At 58.9% G+C, this 17,674-nt stretch carries 15 protein-coding genes; 9 read left to right on the forward strand and 6 right to left on the reverse strand.

The genetic code is table 11. The features are described from left to right. Nucleotides 1-71 precede the first annotated feature (71 nt). Both OQ460_RS07470 and OQ460_RS07475 read right to left on the reverse strand, forming a co-directional pair. Nucleotides 72-647: an ANTAR domain-containing response regulator gene (locus OQ460_RS07470; protein WP_410021209.1), complete on the reverse strand. Its 576-nt coding sequence runs from the start codon at nucleotides 645-647 to the stop codon at nucleotides 72-74. Between the two features lie 14 nt (nucleotides 648-661). After that, nucleotides 662-1,888, reverse strand: a complete 1,227-nt coding sequence (locus OQ460_RS07475; RefSeq protein ID WP_410021210.1) for a CmpA/NrtA family ABC transporter substrate-binding protein — start codon at nucleotides 1,886-1,888, stop codon at nucleotides 662-664. A gap of 325 nt (nucleotides 1,889-2,213) precedes the next feature. On the opposite strand from OQ460_RS07475, the gene sctC reads away from it, so the two are divergent. The 5 genes from sctC (at nucleotide 2,214) to OQ460_RS07500 (ending at nucleotide 6,256) form a co-directional block, all read left to right on the forward strand. Next, complete coding sequence (gene sctC, locus OQ460_RS07480) at nucleotides 2,214-3,662, forward strand: type III secretion system outer membrane ring subunit SctC (protein ID WP_410021948.1); 1,449 nt, start codon at nucleotides 2,214-2,216, stop codon at nucleotides 3,660-3,662. Between the two features lie 39 nt (nucleotides 3,663-3,701). Continuing rightward, nucleotides 3,702-4,109: an Invasion protein B family gene (locus OQ460_RS07485; RefSeq protein ID WP_410021211.1), complete on the forward strand. Its 408-nt coding sequence runs from the start codon at nucleotides 3,702-3,704 to the stop codon at nucleotides 4,107-4,109. Nucleotides 4,110-4,243: 134 nt separating this feature from the next. Then, nucleotides 4,244-4,678, forward strand: coding sequence for a winged helix-turn-helix domain-containing protein (locus OQ460_RS07490; RefSeq protein ID WP_410021212.1), 435 nt, complete (start codon nucleotides 4,244-4,246; stop codon nucleotides 4,676-4,678). Continuing rightward, entirely contained in the window at nucleotides 4,675-5,139 is a 465-nt protein-coding gene (locus OQ460_RS07495) for a transglycosylase SLT domain-containing protein (protein WP_410021213.1), read from the forward strand. The genes OQ460_RS07490 and OQ460_RS07495 overlap by 4 nt, the downstream gene beginning before the upstream one ends. A gap of 91 nt (nucleotides 5,140-5,230) precedes the next feature. After that, entirely contained in the window at nucleotides 5,231-6,256 is a 1,026-nt protein-coding gene (locus OQ460_RS07500; RefSeq protein WP_410021214.1) for a quinone-dependent dihydroorotate dehydrogenase, read from the forward strand. 116 nt (nucleotides 6,257-6,372) lie between these two features. Here the strand turns inward: OQ460_RS07500 and rmf are convergent, their stop codons facing one another. After that, entirely contained in the window at nucleotides 6,373-6,588 is a 216-nt protein-coding gene (rmf, locus tag OQ460_RS07505; RefSeq protein WP_002553055.1) for a ribosome modulation factor, read from the reverse strand. 532 nt (nucleotides 6,589-7,120) lie between these two features. Here rmf and rlmKL point away from each other — a divergent pair. Continuing rightward, nucleotides 7,121-9,385 carry a bifunctional 23S rRNA (guanine(2069)-N(7))-methyltransferase RlmK/23S rRNA (guanine(2445)-N(2))-methyltransferase RlmL gene (rlmKL, locus tag OQ460_RS07510; protein ID WP_410021215.1) on the forward strand — a complete coding sequence of 755 codons (2,265 nt, stop codon included), beginning with the start codon at nucleotides 7,121-7,123 and terminating at the stop codon, nucleotides 9,383-9,385. Between the two features lie 135 nt (nucleotides 9,386-9,520). Beyond that, nucleotides 9,521-11,920 (forward strand): sensor domain-containing diguanylate cyclase, encoded by a 2,400-nt coding sequence (locus OQ460_RS07515; protein ID WP_410021216.1) that lies wholly within the window; start codon nucleotides 9,521-9,523, stop codon nucleotides 11,918-11,920. Nucleotides 11,921-11,977: 57 nt separating this feature from the next. On the opposite strand, the gene dacB is transcribed toward OQ460_RS07515, so the two are convergent. Then, entirely contained in the window at nucleotides 11,978-13,435 is a 1,458-nt protein-coding gene (dacB, locus tag OQ460_RS07520; protein ID WP_410021217.1) for a D-alanyl-D-alanine carboxypeptidase/D-alanyl-D-alanine endopeptidase, read from the reverse strand. A gap of 237 nt (nucleotides 13,436-13,672) precedes the next feature. On the opposite strand from dacB, the gene OQ460_RS07525 reads away from it, so the two are divergent. Beyond that, on the forward strand, nucleotides 13,673-14,017 hold the full coding sequence (locus tag OQ460_RS07525; RefSeq protein WP_410021218.1) for a YggL family protein: 345 nt from the start codon (nucleotides 13,673-13,675) through the stop codon (nucleotides 14,015-14,017). Between the two features lie 54 nt (nucleotides 14,018-14,071). Here OQ460_RS07525 and OQ460_RS07530 read toward each other — a convergent pair whose 3' ends face one another. Then, nucleotides 14,072-15,262 carry a benzoate/H(+) symporter BenE family transporter gene (locus OQ460_RS07530; RefSeq protein ID WP_410021219.1) on the reverse strand — a complete coding sequence of 397 codons (1,191 nt, stop codon included), beginning with the start codon at nucleotides 15,260-15,262 and terminating at the stop codon, nucleotides 14,072-14,074. A 219-nt stretch (nucleotides 15,263-15,481) separates the two neighbouring features. Between OQ460_RS07530 and OQ460_RS07535 the strand changes: the two genes are divergently transcribed. Further along, complete coding sequence (locus tag OQ460_RS07535; protein WP_410021220.1) at nucleotides 15,482-16,246, forward strand: GntR family transcriptional regulator; 765 nt, start codon at nucleotides 15,482-15,484, stop codon at nucleotides 16,244-16,246. Nucleotides 16,247-16,369: 123 nt separating this feature from the next. Here OQ460_RS07535 and guaD read toward each other — a convergent pair whose 3' ends face one another. After that, on the reverse strand, nucleotides 16,370-17,674 hold the full coding sequence (gene guaD / locus OQ460_RS07540) for a guanine deaminase (protein ID WP_410021221.1): 1,305 nt from the start codon (nucleotides 17,672-17,674) through the stop codon (nucleotides 16,370-16,372).

Raw genomic sequence — 17,674 nt, forward strand, 5'->3', positions numbered from 1 at the left:
CGACTGGTTTTTCAAAGACCTTGAAAGCCCCTGGTCGTAAGGGCGAAAACAAATCCAGCCCAATCCATGGCTCATCCCAACAACTCACTCATGGCAATAATCTGCTCTGCCACCTGAATCAGTTTCTGCTGGCGGCTCATGGCCTGGCGACGCATCAGGGTGTAAGCCTGTTCCTCATTGCAGTCCTTCATTTTCATCAGCAACCCCTTGGCCAACTCAATACGCTTGCGCTCCGCCAGTTGCTGATCACGGGCCAGCAGTTGCGCACGCAAGGCTTGGTCACTTTCAAAACGGGCCATCGCCACATCGAGGATCGGCTGCAGGCGCTGGGCCTGGATGCCCTCGACAATGTAAGCGCTGACTCCGGAATTGATTGCCTGGCGCATCACCCCGGGGTCATGCTCATCGGTAAACATCACGATGGGACGTGGCTGGTCACGACTGACCAGCACCACTTGCTCCATCACATCGCGGCCCGGTGACTCGGTATCGATCAGGATTACATCCGGGCGCACCGTTTCGACGCGTGCAGGCAGGTCGATAGTCAGGCCGGATTCGTCGATAACCTCAAAACCGGCTTCGATCAGCGCGGTCTTCAGGCGGCCAACCTTGCGTGGGGTGTCGTTGATCAGCAGGATTCGCAACATGAGTCGTCCTCCGATCAGCGCAAGGCATGCCGGCCGACGTCGTCGGCCAGGGCATGCAGGTGGAAGCTGCGGGCATATCCGGCGGGGTCCGAGCCATCCCAGACCTTGCCGTCGATCAACTGGCTACTGCGCATTTCTGGCTCTCTGGTCGCCACTCCCACGGTGCCAGCGGCTTGCCGATAAAGGTCCAATTGCTGCACCTGGCGGGCAACGGCCTGGTAATCGGGATCTTCACGCAGCAGGCCCCAGCGCCGGAACTGGGTCATGAACCACATGCCGTCGGACAGGTAGGGCATGTTGACTTCGCCATTCCCATGGAAGCGCAGCGGGTGGGTATCTTGCCAGTGGTTGCCCAGACCATCGTGGTAGCGGCCCTGCAGGCGCGGTTCAATGCACTCGAGCGGTGCGTCCAGGTATTCCCTGGCACTGAGCAACTGTGCGGTAGAGCGGCGGTTCTCGGCACTGGCTTCGATGAATCGGCTGGCTTGCAGGATTGCCATCACCAATACGCGTGCTGTGTTGGGGTACTGCTCGACAAAGGCCTGGGTACAGCCAAGGACTTTTTCCGGGTGGTCCGGCCAGATCGCTTGCGTGGTGGCCAGGGTAAATCCCTGGTTTTGCTGGACAGCGCTGGCGGACCATGGCTCGCCGACACAAAAACCATCGATTCTTCCGGCTTGCAGGTGCGCAACCATCTGCGGTGGCGGCACCACGACGCTATCGACATCCCGCAATGGATGGATGCCCTGGCTGGCCAGCCAGTAGTACAACCACATGGCGTGAGTACCTGTGGGAAAGGTCTGGGCGAAAGTCAGTTTTGTTCGGCTTTGGTGCGCTTTGCGTTCCAGTGCTTCAGGACTGGTCACACCTTGCATCTGCAGGCCGTGTGACAGGTTGATGCTCTGGCCGTTCTGGTTCAGGCCCATCAGCACCGCCATGTCCGTGGGCGCGACCCCGCCGATGCCCAGGTGTACGGCATAGATCAGACCATAGAGGCTGTGGGCGGCATCCAGTTCGCCGCTGACCAGTTTGTCCCGCAGGCCGGCCCAGGATGATTGACGCTTGAGGTTCAACGTGAGTCCGTAAGGCTGGGCAAATCCCTGAGTCGCCGCGACCACCAGCGAGGCGCAGTCGCTCAAGGCCATGAAACCCAGGTCGAGGCTGCTCTTTTCCGGGGCATCGCTGCCATTGACCCAGGCCAAGGGACTGCGTGTCTGGCTGTTGCCAACCTGATCGTTCATCAACACTTACCTTCTATCTGAAAACGCCGTTGCTGCGCGCGACTTGCAAGCCAGCACAGGTAACGGCGTCTTTGCCCTTGAGCCCGTACCGGCGTTGACACGGGCTGCGATAGACAAGGCAAAGCAAGGCACATGCCACGCGTGTCGCAGGCGTGCTTCATCAGTTTTTGATCAAGATCGCGGGACAACGCTCTTCCACTATTGGCGCACTTTTAATGCTGTGCCGTTCAGGAAGACCTGAGTGCCCCTCGATCAACAAGCCACGAAACCCGGCACTAACCGCTTGCCACGGCTGACTCGACATTGGCTGCTCTGCTGCTTGCTGATGCTGGGGGCTACGTCCTCCCTGGCCGAGTCTTACCATGCGCAGGACGAAAGCCTTAGCGTGTTTTTTACGGCGCTGTCGGCTCCCTTGGGGCAGCCTATCGTTGTCAGCCAGGCGGCAGCTCGCAAGCGAATTACCGGTTATTTCGATCTCCTGTCGCCCCAGGCTGTGCTTGACGAAGTCGCCTTGGCGCAAGGGTTGATCTGGTACAGCGATGGTCAGGTGCTTTATCTGTATGACGCCAGCGAAGCAAAAAGCTCGGTGGTTTCGCTGCGATACATTTCAGTCGATAGATTGCGCGGGGCCATGAAGCGTGCAGGACTTGGAGAGGCGCGTTTTCCTCTGCGCGAGGACAAGGGGCGGATATTCTATGTTTCCGGGCCGCCGAACTATGTCGATCATGTGCTGCGCCTGGCCCAGCTCGTGGACCGTAAACGCACTGAGCTGCGCATGGGGTCGCAGAAAATCGGCGTCGTGCAGGTGTTCAACACTCATGTCGGCGATCGCCAATACGCCATGGGGGGTGAAAAAATCATCGTGCCAGGCATGGCCACCATGATTGAAAAGCTCCTCGCCTCCGAACGCAAGAACGCTGCGTCGGGACGCCAGCGCCAGTCGGGCTTACTGGCTGACAAGCATATTTCTGTGATGGCCTACCCCGATACCAACAGCCTGTTGATCAAGGGGAAGCCCGAGCAAGTGCGCTTTATTGAGCACCTTGTTGCAGAGCTCGATGTACCCAAGCGATCAGTCGAGGTAGCACTCTGGCGGGTGGACGTAGACCAGAATGAGCTCGAGAAAATAGGCATGGTCTCTGTCGGCGACGAGAAGGAGAAAGGCCCGGCGCAACCATTGAGCCGCATATTGGCGCCGCTTGAAGACAACGTTCTGATGTCCCAAGTCATGGCGTTGGAGCGCCGGCGGCGAGCAACTGTTGTGGCACTGCCGGTAATTCTGACCCAGGAAAATGTCCCGGCGGTATTTCATGATGACCAGTCCCTTTACCTGCCCGCTCACAATGAGGGCAGTCAGCGGTGGCAGCCGGTTGGCTATGGCACGCAGGTCAGTGTGCTGCCTCGTTTTGCTGAAACGAACGAGATCGAAATGCAGCTCACCATCGAAGACGGTCGCCAGATAAGACCGTCGGCCGACGGCGAACAGCCATCGGCGGCGGTAGGGCGCGTGGGCATCAACATGGTGGCGAGGGTTCCGCAGGGCAGGCGTTTAATGCTGGGCAGTTTCCGGCGTGACGCCGATGGGCCCAAACGTAGCCCTTTGCGAGGTCGTTACGATGGGCCTATGACCAATAGCGTGCGCTTTTTCATTGTCCAGGCCAGGGCGGTGGGCGATGACCTGAAACCGCCGCCCATGCCCGGCCCGGGCCCGAGGATGACGCCTGCCCAGTATGCACAAGCGAAACAGGCGTTCATGAATTCGTCAGCCCAATGAGGTCAACGTTTTCCTACTCCAGTCCCAAGGGGGATCAATATGCAGTATCGCAATCTCGATGAGCTGGTAAAGGCCGCGCTGTTGCACAGTGGCTGTAACGAACAACAGATTGGCAGCTTTGATAGCCACAGCACCATCGAGATGGAGATGCTCAACTCGCCGAACATCAACATCAGCAAAGTCGACGACGATGTGTGGCTGTGGAGCTCCGTGGCGGAGTCGGGGCCGGCCTTGTTCCGACATTCGTCTTACGGGTTGCTGCAGTTTCTCTTCAAGGAGTGTGCGTTTGCGCGTAGCGGCCAGATGCAATTGGCAGATGTCGATGGGCGACTTGAGCTTCGCCTGATGGTGGGGCCACAGGCTTTGTCCGCTGCCGAGAATTTTTCTGCTGCCCTCAATGAGTTCGTGAGTCGGATCGAGGAGTTGCGCAACCTTATTCATCAATAACCATTGGATGAAACGTCCTACATGGAGCGTTCAAGAAACCTTTGGATTTTGGGTTTTTGCCTAGCGTGAAATCGACTTCGGGTTTCTATAGTCGCCTCATCTGTGTGGGACGTTTTAACAATGAGGAGCCGTGGATGTCTTTAGGTGAGTGGGCGGCTGAAGGCGAAGACCTGAGATCAATCTCTTTCATGTTCGATCGTTGGATACTGCAAGGCGATGGCAGGCTGACCGGTGAGGGCGTGGATGTTCAATTGCCCCCCAAGGAGTGGCGTGTACTGCGGATGTTGCTTGCGTGCGCGGGTGTCCTGGTCACCAAGGACCGTTTGTTGGAACGGGCCTGGTCAAACGGTGAAGTGGCGGATGAATCCCTGACCCGTTGCATTTGCTCATTGCGCAAATACCTGAAGGGCGCCCGGGGGATGATAACCACGGTGTATGGCCAGGGTTATCGTTTCAATGGTCCGGTGAGAGTATTTGACAGCATCGGTGTGCCCGGTGGGCTGGCGCACAAGGCAGCCGGCATTTGCCCTACATGTGGGCTGGTAAACCACGGGGTCGGTCAACCATGAAGAAAGTCATGGGACAGGCACTGTTGTTGTGTGCATTGGTGGGCTCAAATGAGGCCAAGGGCTATTGCTGGACCGAGGCCGCCAGCCGTCATGACATTGAACCCGAGTTGTTGCAGGCCATCGCGGCCGTAGAGTCTGGCTACAGGCCTGAAGCCATGAATTACAGCAATAACAATGGCACCCGTGATATCGGCCTGATGCAAATCAACAGCATTCATCTGCCCCGCTTGCTCAAGCAAGGCATTACCGAGCAGCGCTTGCTGGATGAGCCCTGTCTGTCGGTGGAGGTGGGAGCCTCCATCCTGGCCGGGTTCATCAAGCAGTTCGGCTATAACTGGACCGCTGTAGGGGCCTATAACGCGGGCCCGGGCGCGGGGGCCCAGCGTGAGGCGCTGCGGCTTCGTTACGCACAAAAAATCTGGACGCGCTACGAGGCGTTGATGGCTCAACGTAGCGGCTGATTGACGGCAGCTCGCAGCGCGTCTCGCGTGCATCCTTCACCCCGGCTATAATCGGCGCCACCTTTCGCCGCCATCCGAGTCAAGCCCGCCCATGTATACCCTGGCCCGCCAGCTATTGTTCAAACTTTCCCCGGAAACTTCCCACGATCTGTCCCTGGACTTGATCGGCGCGGGTGGCCGACTGGGGCTCAATGGGCTGGTGTGCAAGGCGCCGGCAAAGATGCCGGTTTCGGTCATGGGGCTCGAATTTCCCAACCCGGTCGGCCTAGCGGCTGGCCTGGACAAGAACGGTGCTGCCATCGATGGCTTTGCACAGCTGGGTTTTGGTTTTGTCGAGATTGGTACGGTCACGCCCCGGCCGCAGCCGGGTAATCCCAAGCCACGCATCTTCCGTTTGCCGGAGGCAGAGGCAATCATCAATCGCATGGGTTTTAACAACCTGGGTGTTGATCATTTGTTGACGCGGGTTCAGGCGGCTAAATACACAGGCATCCTGGGGATCAATATCGGCAAGAACTTTGACACTCCGGTCGAGCGTGCCGTTGATGACTATCTGATCTGCCTGGAAAAGGTCTACGCCCACGCCAGCTATGTGACGGTCAACGTCAGTTCGCCCAATACCCCTGGCCTGCGCAGCCTGCAGTTTGGCGACTCGCTCAAGCAACTGCTCGAAGCCTTGCGCCAGCGCCAGGAAGATCTCGCGGTGCGCCACGGCAAGCGGGTGCCGCTGGCAATCAAGATCGCCCCGGACATGAGTGACGAAGAGACCGTACTGGTCGCTCAGGCTCTGGTGGATTCGGGCATGGATGCGGTGATTGCCACCAACACCACGCTGAGTCGGGTTGGCGTCGAGGGCCTGGCTCACGGCGACGAGGCCGGTGGGCTCTCCGGTGCGCCGGTACGGGATAAAAGCACCCACATCGTCAAGGTGCTTGCGGCGGAGCTGGCAGGGCGCCTGCCGATTATCGCCGTGGGCGGTATCACTGAGGGTAAGCACGCGGCCGAAAAAATCGCCGCCGGTGCCAGCCTGGTCCAGTTGTACTCCGGGTTTATCTATAAGGGGCCCGCGCTGATTCGCCAGTGCGTTGATGCAATTGCGGCGCTGCCAAAAAGCTGAAGGCATTAAAAAGGGCTCCTTGAAGGAGCCCCTGGGCCGAAGCCCGCCGCCCGGATGGGACGTGCGTGGTTAAGTCGTTACATATTCAAGTTGATTGTCGGAATTAAGTGCCCTGATTAGCCGACGGCGTGAAGTTCGTTGAGTCTGTGGATCCCCGCAGTGCCGGTCATACCGTCCCAGTTGTCGCCGCGTCCTTCTCGCCAGCCGTTAATCCAGGCTTGGCGCACCGACGGTAGAGTAAATGGGCAAAGCTCACGGGATTTGCCATGAACGCCATACTGATATCCGCGTAAAAATGCTCTTTCCAACGGATCACGCTTAAGTCTTCTCATAGGGTGTTTCCCTCACTTGTTGACTGTCTATATCCTTCGACCTCATCCGAGGTCGGGCAGAGTTTTTCTGCCGTTGGTCTGGCTCGCTGCCGGCGTGGCAAGCCGATGTGTCAGCGTCGTTGCGGCGCTAACCTGTGTTGAGTTCTAACCAATAGGTCACATGGATTCAATGATCGTTTTGTCATAAGCACGTAACGATAGCGATGCTATAGCCATAAGCTGGGATGGCTTTTCGTCCCATTTAACAGGCAAAGCCAGCTATGATGTGCCCTGCAAAGAAGATGGGCTTAATTCTTTGGTGAGAATGCCCGTCCATTGCAGTCGGTTATTATTCGACGAAGGGTCGGAATATTACCTATTGTTGCGAAGGTCCTTTGATCTGCCCAGACAGTCATGGCTCTAACGCCTGAAAGCCGGGGTGGAACGGCACACATTCGTGCCACGCGAGCGCTCTTCAAGAAAAGCGCTTGATAGAAAACCGGAACGGCGATGCGTCGCCCGTTCACTTATTGCTGAAAAGCCTGGAATTCCCATGTCGGACCGTTACGAACTCTTCCTCACTTGCCCCAAGGGCCTCGAAGGCCTGCTGATCGAGGAAGCCGTAGGGCTTGGCCTTGAAGATGCGCGCGAGCACACCTCAGCCGTGCGCGGCATGGCTGACATGGAGACGGCCTATCGCCTGTGCCTGTGGTCGCGCCTGGCCAACCGCGTGTTGCTGGTGCTCAAGCGCTTCCCGATGAAGGATGCCGAGGACCTGTACCACGGCGTACTGGATGTCGAGTGGCCAGACCATATGCTGGCGGACGGAACCCTGGCGGTGGAATTCAGCGGTCACGGCTCGGGCATCGATAACACCCACTTCGGCGCGCTGAAGGTCAAGGATGCGATTGTCGACAAGCTGCGCACCCCGACCGGCGAACGCCCATCCATCGACAAGATCAACCCAGACCTGCGTATTCACCTGCGCCTGGACCGTGGCGAAGCCATCCTTTCCCTCGACTTGTCCGGCCACAGCCTGCACCAGCGCGGCTATCGCCTGCAGCAAGGCGCCGCGCCACTGAAGGAAAACCTGGCGGCAGCCATCCTGATCCGCGCCGGCTGGCCACGCATTGCCGCTGAAGGTGGCGCGTTGACCGACCCGATGTGTGGTGTCGGCACGTTCCTGGTAGAAGGCGCAATGATCGCCGCTGACATGGCGCCCAACCTGAACCGCGAGCAATGGGGCTTTACTGCCTGGCTTGGCCACGTTCCGGCGTTGTGGAAAAAACTCCACGCCGAAGCCAGCGAACGCGCGGCCATCGGCATGAACAAGCCGCCATTGTGGATCCGTGGCTACGAAGCCGATCCGCGCCTGATTCAGCCTGGGCGCAACAACATAGAGCGTGCGGGCCTGAGTCATTGGATCAAGGTCTATCAAGGTGAAGTGGGCACGTTTGAGCCGCGCCCTGACCAGAACCAGAAAGGCTTGGTGATCTGCAACCCACCCTACGGCGAGCGCCTGGGTGACGAGGCCAGCTTGCTGTACCTCTATCAGAACCTCGGCGAGCGCCTGCGCCAGGCCTGCCTGGGCTGGGAAGCCGCAGTGTTCACCGGCGCCCCGGACCTGGGCAAGCGCATGGGCATCCGCAGTCACAAGCAGTATTCGTTCTGGAACGGTGCGCTGCCGTGCAAGCTACTGCTGATCAAGGTCAATCCGGATCAGTTCGTCACGGGCGAACGCCGTACGCCGGAGCAACGCCAGGCCGAGCGCGAGCAGGCGGCCTACGATCAGGCACCGAGCGAGCCGCAAGAACGTCAGTACAACAAGAACGGCAACCCGATCAAGCCCGCGCCAGCCCCTGTGGTTGAACAGGCGCGCTTGAGCGAAGGCGGGCAGATGTTCGCCAACCGTTTGCAAAAGAACCTCAAGCTGCTGGGCAAGTGGGCCAAGCGTGAAGGTGTCGATTGCTACCGTGTGTACGATGCCGATATGCCGGAATACTCGATGGCCATCGACCTGTATCACGATTGGGTGCATGTCCAGGAATATGCTGCCCCCAAATCCATCGACCCGGAAAAAGCCTCGGCGCGGATGTTTGATGCCCTGGCGGCCATTCCCCAAGCGTTGAATGTCGACAAGAGCCGTGTGGTGGTCAAGCGTCGCGAGCGTCAGAGCGGCACCAAGCAGTACGAGCGTCAGAGTGCCCAGGGCAAGTTCACCGAGGTCAGCGAAGGCGGCGTCAAGCTGCTGGTCAACCTGACTGACTACCTGGACACCGGCCTGTTCCTCGACCACCGGCCGATTCGCCTGCGTCTCCAGAAAGAGGCGGCCGGCAAGCGCTTCCTCAATCTGTTTTGCTATACCGCTACTGCCAGCGTGCATGCCGCCAAGGGCGGCGCCCGCAGCACCACCAGCGTCGACTTGTCTAAAACCTATCTGGACTGGGCGCGCCGCAACTTGTCCCTCAATGGTTTCTCCGACAAGAACCGCCTGGAACAAGGTGACGTCATGGCATGGCTGGAGGCCAGTCGCGATGAGTTCGACCTGATCTTCATCGATCCGCCGACCTTCTCCAATTCCAAGCGCATGGAAGGTGTGTTCGACGTACAGCGAGATCACGTGCAGTTGCTCGACCTGGCGATGGCTCGCCTGGCACCGGGTGGTGTGCTGTATTTCTCCAACAACTTCCGCAAGTTCCAGTTGGAAGACAACCTTGGCGAGCGTTATATCGTTGAAGAAATCAGCGATAAAACCATCGATCCGGATTTCGCCCGTAACGCGAAAATCCATCGTGCCTGGAAAATCACCGCACGTTGATCGGCCCCGGACCGCGCGCCAGGGTTGATCCTGGCGCGCGGTTTTTTTTGCGCTGGTCAAAACCAGACCCTATGGCTATAACTGAATGCCCAGCCAAAACAGCGCCCTTGAGCGCTGGCGTATTGAGTTCTCTCCATGCCGTTACATGCAGTCCGGCCGAAAATCCTTGGTTTTATCAGCGAGCAAGCGTCGGCCTGGCTGGTGGCGTTGGTGGTTGTTCTAGTCGGCGGGGCGCTTACGCTGGTGGTTGCATGGGCTACGGCGGATTTCAATCAGCAGCAGGTTCGCCAGCGCTTTCAGTTGCTGACCAACGAGCGCTACAGCCGTCTTGAAGAGCGCTTTGAAGACCAGGAGCAACGCCTCGATAGCCTGCGGCGCTTTTTCGTCAATTCCAGTAGCGTCTCGCACGAGGATTTCGATGGCTTCGCCCAGCCATTGTTGTTGCGCGCGCGTGCCTATGCCTGGGCTCCGAGGGTGTTCGACGATCAGCGCCTGGTGTTCGAGAAGCAGGTATCCGATGACCGCGGCGAAGCGTTTTCCATTCGTGAACTGAGCGATGATGGGACGTTGTTGCCGGCGGCCCGGCGCGACGAATATGTGCCGGTGTTGTACAGCCAGACCCAAAGTGTCCTCGGCTCGCCCTTGGGCTTTGATCTGCTGGCCCAGCCGTTGCGCCGCTCGACGATCGAACGGGCGTACCGCTCACGTGCCATCGCAGTTTCCCAGCCGATGCAACTGGTGGGAGTGGAGCCGGGTTACGCCACGGGTGTGCTGCTGTTGGTGCCGGTGAGTCGGCCCGCTAGCGCTCAGATGCCCGACAACGAACCTTTCGGTTATGTAATGGCCGTGATCAGCATCCACCAACTGGTGGCGGACGGTCTGCCCAGGGCTGCCAGGGACAACCTGGTCATGCAGATTGTCGATACTTCCGATACCCAGCAACGGGTTTTGTACGAATCGGACAACGTCGTGGGACGCAGTGGCCTGGAGGTGACGCGACGGTTGACCCTCGGGGATCATGTCTACGTCTTGCGCTTGCGCGCCAGCCAAGTGTTCGAGCAGGGCAATCACTCTTCGGTGATCAGCATCATGGCCATGGGCGGGCTGCTCAGTCTGTTGCTCAGTGCCTTGCTCTATGTGCTGGTCAGTCAACGCCAGCGGGCGGTCAAGCTGGTGCAGCAACGCACCGGTGAATTGCGCCAGCGCGAACACGAGCTGCGCGCTGCCCATGGCCAACTGCGCAGCGTGCTCAATGCGGCGACCCAGGTGGCGATCATTGCGACGGACCTGCGCGGGGTGATCAATACGTTCAATGCCGGGGCCGAGCTGATGCTGGGCTATGAAGCCGATCAGGTCGTGGGTTCGATGTCCCTTGAAAGCTTGCACCGGACCTCTGAGCTGGAGGGCCGTGCGGCCCAGTTGAGCCAGATCCTGGGCAAAAGAGTGACCCGCGCTCAGGCGATGCTTGTGGAAGGCGTCGACAGCGTACACGAGGCTCGGGAGTGGACGCTGGTGCGCAAGGATGGCAGCCACCTGAGCGTCAACATGCTGGTGACGGCGTTGCTGGACGACCATGGCCTGTGGATCGGACACTTGGCGATTTGCCTGGATGTCACCGAACAAAAACGCGTGCATGAAGCCCTGGCTGCGCGAGATCGCTTGCTGCGCAAACTCAGTGCTCATGTTCCGGGCGGGATATTCCAGTTCGCCCTGGAACCCAATGACAACTGGCGGTTCATTTACGCCAGTGATGGCATTCGCGATATTTACGAAATAGAGCCGGGGCTTTTACAGCAGGATGCCAAGCAAGTGTTTGAGCGTATTCATCCTCAGGATGCCGAGCGTATTCGCGCCTCTATTCGCTTGTCTGCACTGCAATTGAGCCATTGGCGAGAGGAGTATCGGGTACAACTGCCGCGTCAGGGCCTGCGCTGGATCCGTGGCGAGGCCACGCCGGAAGAGCTGCCCGGTGGCGGTACCCTGTGGCATGGCTATGTATCCGATATTTCCGACCTCAAGCGAGTGGAGGATGAGTTGCGGGCGCTTTCCATCACTGACTCGCTGACAGGGATCCATAATCGACGGTATTTCCAGGATCGACTGAGGGCCGAGATGAGCCGGGTCAGGCGCACTTCGGGAGCGCTGGCGGTCATCATGCTCGATATTGATCACTTCAAACGCATCAATGACCAACATGGACATGCTGCAGGAGATGGGGTGTTGCAGGAGTTATGCCGACGGATCGGCTCGCGGGTGCGCAGCAGTGATGTGTTCTGTCGCCTGGGGGGCGAGGAGTTCATGGTGTTATGCCCCAGCACCGACGCTGATCAGGCTTTCAGGCTGGCCGTGGAGCTATGGCAGTCGCTGCGCAGTGCTCCGATGGATGGGGTAGGTATTGTCACGGCCAGCTTCGGCGTGGCCAGTTGGCGGTTCGATGAGGCGGCGGATAGCTTGTTGTTGCGGGCAGATTCGGCCGTGTATGCCGCTAAACAGGCGGGCCGGGATCGGGTGGAGGCAGAGCTGTCGCGGGAGTGATGCTGCGACCTGAACCTTGCTCGTTCCGGGCAAGGTTCAAGGCCGGCGTCCAATGGTTTACAGAATGGGCACAGCCGCCAGTTTCGGCTGGCGGTACAGGTCCAGCAGCACTTGATCGAGTACCGACGAGGCGCCCCAAGGCTTTGGATCGTTGAGGATTGCCACCACCGCCCAGGTGTTGCCGTTGTTGTCGCGGCTGTAGCCGGCAATAGCCCGCACGTTATTCAACGTGCCCGTCTTGACGTGGGCCTCACCGCGCAAGGCTGTGGTTTTCAGGCGTCGGCGCATGGTGCCGTCGCTGCCGGCAATCGGCATCGAGCTGATAAATTCTGCCGAATAGGGGCTTCTCCACGCGGCTTGCAACATGCTCGCCATTTCGCGCGCGCTCACACGTTCGGCACGGGACAGGCCCGAGCCGTTCTCCATCACAAGGTGCGGTGCGGTGATGCCTTTTTTCGCCAGCCATTGGCGGATGACCCGCTGGGCCGCCTTGGCATCGTCGCCGTCGGCGTCCGTACGGTATTGCGCGCCCAGGCTCAGGAATAACTGTTGGGCCATGGTGTTATTACTGTATTTGTTGATGTCGCGAATGATCTCTGCCAGATCCGGGGAGAAGGCACGAGCCAGGACCTTGGCGTTTTTTGGCACAGGTGCCAGCAAGTCGCGGCCCTGGATATTGCCACCCAGTTCTTTCCAGATCGCCCGGACAGCGCCGGCGGTATAAGTGGCGTGATCCAGCAGTGACAGGTAGGTCTGCGAACTGCAGCCATCACCCAACTGGCCGCTGACGGTGACGGTCACGCTGCCATCGGCGGCGGTGACCGGGTTGTAGCGCACGTCACCGGTGCATTGCTTGGCGTTGGTTGGCTTGACCTGATTGTCGATACGAATACTGGCAATGGGCGGCTCCACCGAGACCAGCACGCGGCCAGAATCATTGCGAGTTACGAAACGCAAGGCCTTGAGGTTGACCAGCAAGGCGTCAGGTTTGACCAGGAAAGGCTTGTTGGCGTCGTTACCATCGTCATTGAATGCCGGCAGTTGCGGCTGGATGAAGAAGCTGCGATCCAGCACCAGGTCGCCGGTGACTTGTTGCACGCCATTGGCCCGCAGGTCGCGCATCAGCAGCCAGAGTTTTTCCATGTTCAGCTTGGGATCGCCGCCGCCCTTGAGGTACAGGTTGCCGCGCAAGACCCCGCCACTGAGAGTGCCGTCGGTATAAAACTCGGTTTTCCACTGGTGGTTGGGGCCGAGCATTTCCAGGGCTGCGTAGGTGGTGAGCAGTTTCATGGTGGAAGCTGGGTTCACCGAGACGTCGGCATTGAAGACGGTAGGTGTGCCCGGACCCGTTAGCGGGATCATTACCAGGGACAAGGCGTCGTTTTGCAGCTTGGCCTTTTTCAAGGATTCCTGCACCTTGGGTGGCAGGCTGGTGTTGATGGGGGCAGCGGTAACGGAGAGGGCCAGGGGGAAAAGAACACTGGCAAGTAACAATGGACGCAAAGATTTGATCATAAGAAGTAAAACCCTACTGCTGAGGAGGGTGAAAAAGGTGAGGGGTAAATAAGAAAAATCCCTCAATGGTCATGAAAGTGTCGGCATTATGCCCCAAGGCGCAGCCACTTGTAGCTGAACCATAGCCTGTAATCGGTGTTTTTTTACAGGTAATCTGCCGCCTGTCCCAGACAGTCGGGCAAACGTCGCCTTAAACTGCTAAAGTGCCGCCCGTTATTACTTATGAGGATTGTTCCAATGGCGACTAACCGTTCCCAGCGTCTGCGCAAAAAACTGTGCGTTGATGAATTTCAAGAGCTGGGTTTCGAACTGAACCTGGACTTCGTAGAAGGTTTGGACGACAAGGCTATTGACGCTTTCCTCGACGCATTCCTCAAAGAAGCGATGGAGGCCAATGGCCTTGGCTATGTTGGCGGCGATGACTACGGTCTGGTTTGCCTGCAGAAGCGCGGTTCGGTCAGCGAAGAGCAGCGTGTAGCTGTTGAAAGCTGGCTCAAGGGCCGTAGCGAGTTGAAAAGCGTTGACGCCAGCCCGTTGATGGACGTCTGGTACCCGGAAAAGCCGATCAATCCGGTAGCCTGATGCGCTGAAACAGCGACCCGAAAGGGTCGCTGTTTCGTTTCAGGGTAGAAAGAATCAGGCCTTGCGCCAGTTCAAGATCACCAGCGTCAATACCCCCGCGACAATTCCCCAGAACGCCGAACCGATGGAAAACAGCGTCAGACCCGATGCCGTGACCATAAAGGTGATCAGCGCCGCTTCCCGCTCCTTGGGCTCATTCATGGCGATGCTCAAGCCATTGATGATCGAGCCAAACAACGCCAGCGCCGCAATCGACAGCACCAGTTCCTTGGGCAAGGCTGCGAACAACGCCGCCAATGTCGCGCCGAAGACACCGGCAACCCCATAGAAAATCCCGCACCAGACCGCTGCGGTGTAGCGCTTGTTACGGTCTTCGTGGGCATTAGGACCGGTACAGATCGCTGCACTGATGGCCGCCAGGTTGATGCCGTGGGAACCGAAGGGTGCCAGTACCAGCGAGGCAAGGCCGGTGGCGGTGATCAGTGGCGAGGCCGGAACGTTGTAGCCGTCGGCGCGCAGTACCGCGACCCCCGGCATGTTCTGCGAGGTCATCGCCACCACGAACAGTGGAATGCCGATACTGATGGTCGCGGCCAGGGAAAAGTGCGGTGTGGTCCAGACAGGGGTCGCGACTTCCAGGTGAAAACCGCTGAAATCCAGCAGCCCCATCAGGCCAGACAGAGCTGTACCGATCAACAGTGCCGCCAGCACGGCATAGCGTGGTGACAGGCGCTTGACGATCAGGTAGGTGAAAAACATCCCCAGCACCAACGCTGTGCGGTGTTGCGCGGCGACGAATATTTCGCTGCCGATCTTGAACAGAATCCCTGCCAGCAAGGCCGCCGCCAGTGACGCCGGGATGCGCTTGACCAGTTTTTCGAAGCTGCCGGTCAGCCCGCAGATTGTGACCAGCACTGCGCAGGTAATGTAGGCGCCGATGGCTTCGCCATAACTGACGCCACCCAGGCTGGTGATCAGGAGTGCCGCGCCGGGGGTCGACCAGGCAATCGTGATCGGCGTGCGATAGCGCAACGACAGGCCGATGCTGCAGACCGCCATGCCAATGGAAATTGCCCAGATCCACGAGGAAATCTGCCCGGTGGTCAGGCCCGCAGCCTGGCCGGCCTGAAACATCAGCACCAGGGAGCTGGTGTAGCCAGTCATCATGGCAATGAAACCGGCGACGATGGCCGAAGGGGAGGTGTCGGCCAATGGGCGCAGAGGCAACTGTGTCGCGTCGGACATGGGGCGGTTTTCCTTTTACCTGGGAAATTACAGATTCAAGCCTAAACTCAAACGTAACTGTTCATTGCAATACAGCCGACCGCGCAAACAGCCGTACAGTGTGTTGGCGCAACGGGTTGTGTACAATATGCGCTGTTTTTACGCGATACTTGCCAGCGACCTGCTGTACCGTATGACAGTCAATGCCAATTCTCCGCCGTTCTCCCGACCCGAGTGCCCATGAACGAACAGTTGCAACCCCTCAAGAAACAACCGCGGGCCGGTAAGGCCGGTCGCAGTGGAACCCAGGACGATATCGTCTACGCGCATATTTTCGAGGCGATCCTTGAGCAACGCCTTGCGCCCGGTACCAAATTGAGTGAAGAAGCGCTGGGCGAGATCTTCGGCGTCAGCCGCACCATTATTCGCCGGGCGCTATCGCGCTTGGCCCATGAAGGCGTGGTACTGCTGCGGCCCAACCGTGGAGCCGTGGTCGCGAGCCCGAGTGTCGAGGAAGCTCGCCAGGTGTTCATGGCGCGGCGCCTGGTGGAACGGGCGATTACCGAGTTGGCCGTGCAGCATGCGACGGCCGAGGAACTGCTCCAGTTGCGGCAGATGGTCAATGACGAGCGCGACAGTTTTTCCCGTGGCGATCGCGGCGCCGGTATCCGCCTTTCCGGCGAGTTCCACCTCAAGCTGGCCGAGGCGGCGAAGAATGCACCGCTGATCAGTTTCCAGCGCAGCCTGGTGTCCCAGACCTCGTTGATCATTGCCCAATATGAAAGCGGCAATCGCTCACATTGCTCCTACGACGAGCACACCCAGTTGATCGATGCGATCGAGGCGCGGGATTCGACATTGGCCGTGAACCTGATGATGCATCACATGGATCATATCGACAGCAAGCTCAACCTCGACGAGGAAAGCGCGTCGGACGACCTGCATGCGGTGTTCTCGCATTTGTTGCAGACCAAGAAGCCGGGACGCTCCCCGATCAAGTTGTAAACCGACCAAAAAATGTGGGAGCGGGCTTGATCGCGATGCGGTGTATCAGGCACACATAAAGTGACTGACCCAACGCTATCGCGAGCAAGCCCGCTCCCACATTTGTTTGTGTCGGGTTTAAGCTCAGCGTTGATGGACCAACTGACCTGCGGCATAGGTTTGCAGCACCGTCCGATCATCCCCCAGTGTCATCAATACAAACAACGTCTCGGCAATGTTCTTCGCCTGTTTCAGGCGATAGCTGAGCAGTGGCGTGGCGTGGTAGTCCAGCACCAGGAAGTCCGCATCGGTGCCCGGCTGCAGGGTGCCGACCTTGTCTTCCAGACGCAGTGCCCGTGCGCCGCCGAGGGTGGCCAGGTACAGCGACTTGAACGGGCTCAGCCGCGCGCCCTGCAATTGCATCACTTTGTAAGCTTCGTTCAGCGTCTGTAGCAGCGAGAAACTGGTCCCGCCTCCGACATCGGTGCCCAGGCCGACGTTAAGCTTGTGCTTTTCCGCCATTGGCAGGTTGAACAGGCCGCTGCCGAGGAAGAAGTTCGAAGTCGGGCAGAACGCAACCGCTGAGCCGGTTTCTGCCAGGCGCGCGCATTCGTCGTCACACAGATGGACACCGTGGGCGAACACCGAGCGCTCCCCCAGCAGTTTGTAATGGTCGTATACATCCAGGTAACCGCTGCGCTCCGGGAACAGCTCCTTGACCCACTCCACTTCCTGCAGGTTCTCACTGATGTGGGTCTGCATGTACAGGTCCGGGTACTCACCGAGCAATTGCCCGGCAAGGGTCAACTGTTCAGGGGTGCTGGTGGGGGCGAAACGCGGCGTTACCGCGTAGTGCAAGCGGCCCTTGCCGTGCCAGCGTTCAATCAGCATTTTGCTTTCCTGATAGCCGGATTCGGCGGTATCGGTCAGATAGTCCGGCGCGTTGCGGTCCATCATGACTTTACCGGCGATCATCCGCAGATCGAGTTTCTCTGCGGCTTCGAAAAACGAGTTCACCGATTGGGGATGCACACTGCCAAACACCAGCGCGGTGGTAGTGCCGTTGCGCAACAGTTCCTTGATGAAAATATCCGCGACTTCTTCGGCGTGAGCTTTGTCAGCGAACTGGCTTTCACACGGGAAGGTGTAGGTGTTGAGCCAGTCCAGCAATTGCTCACCATAAGCCCCGACCATGCCGGTTTGCGGCAAATGGATGTGGGTGTCGATCAGTCCGGGAGTGATCAGCGCATCCGGGTAGTGGGTGATCTCGATGTCGGCGGCCAGCGTTGGCAGCAATTGGCTGGCATGGCCCAAGGCACTGATCTGGCCATTGTCGATTACGAGCAGGCCGTCCTCGAAGTACTCATAGGAGGCTTCGATGCCCACTTCGGCGGGGTCGGCAATGCTGTGCAAAATGGCGGCGCGGTAGGCTTTGCGAGTCAAAGGCAT

This window comes from Pseudomonas imrae (genome assembly GCF_046352735.2).
Lineage (GTDB): Bacteria > Pseudomonadota > Gammaproteobacteria > Pseudomonadales > Pseudomonadaceae > Aquipseudomonas > Aquipseudomonas imrae.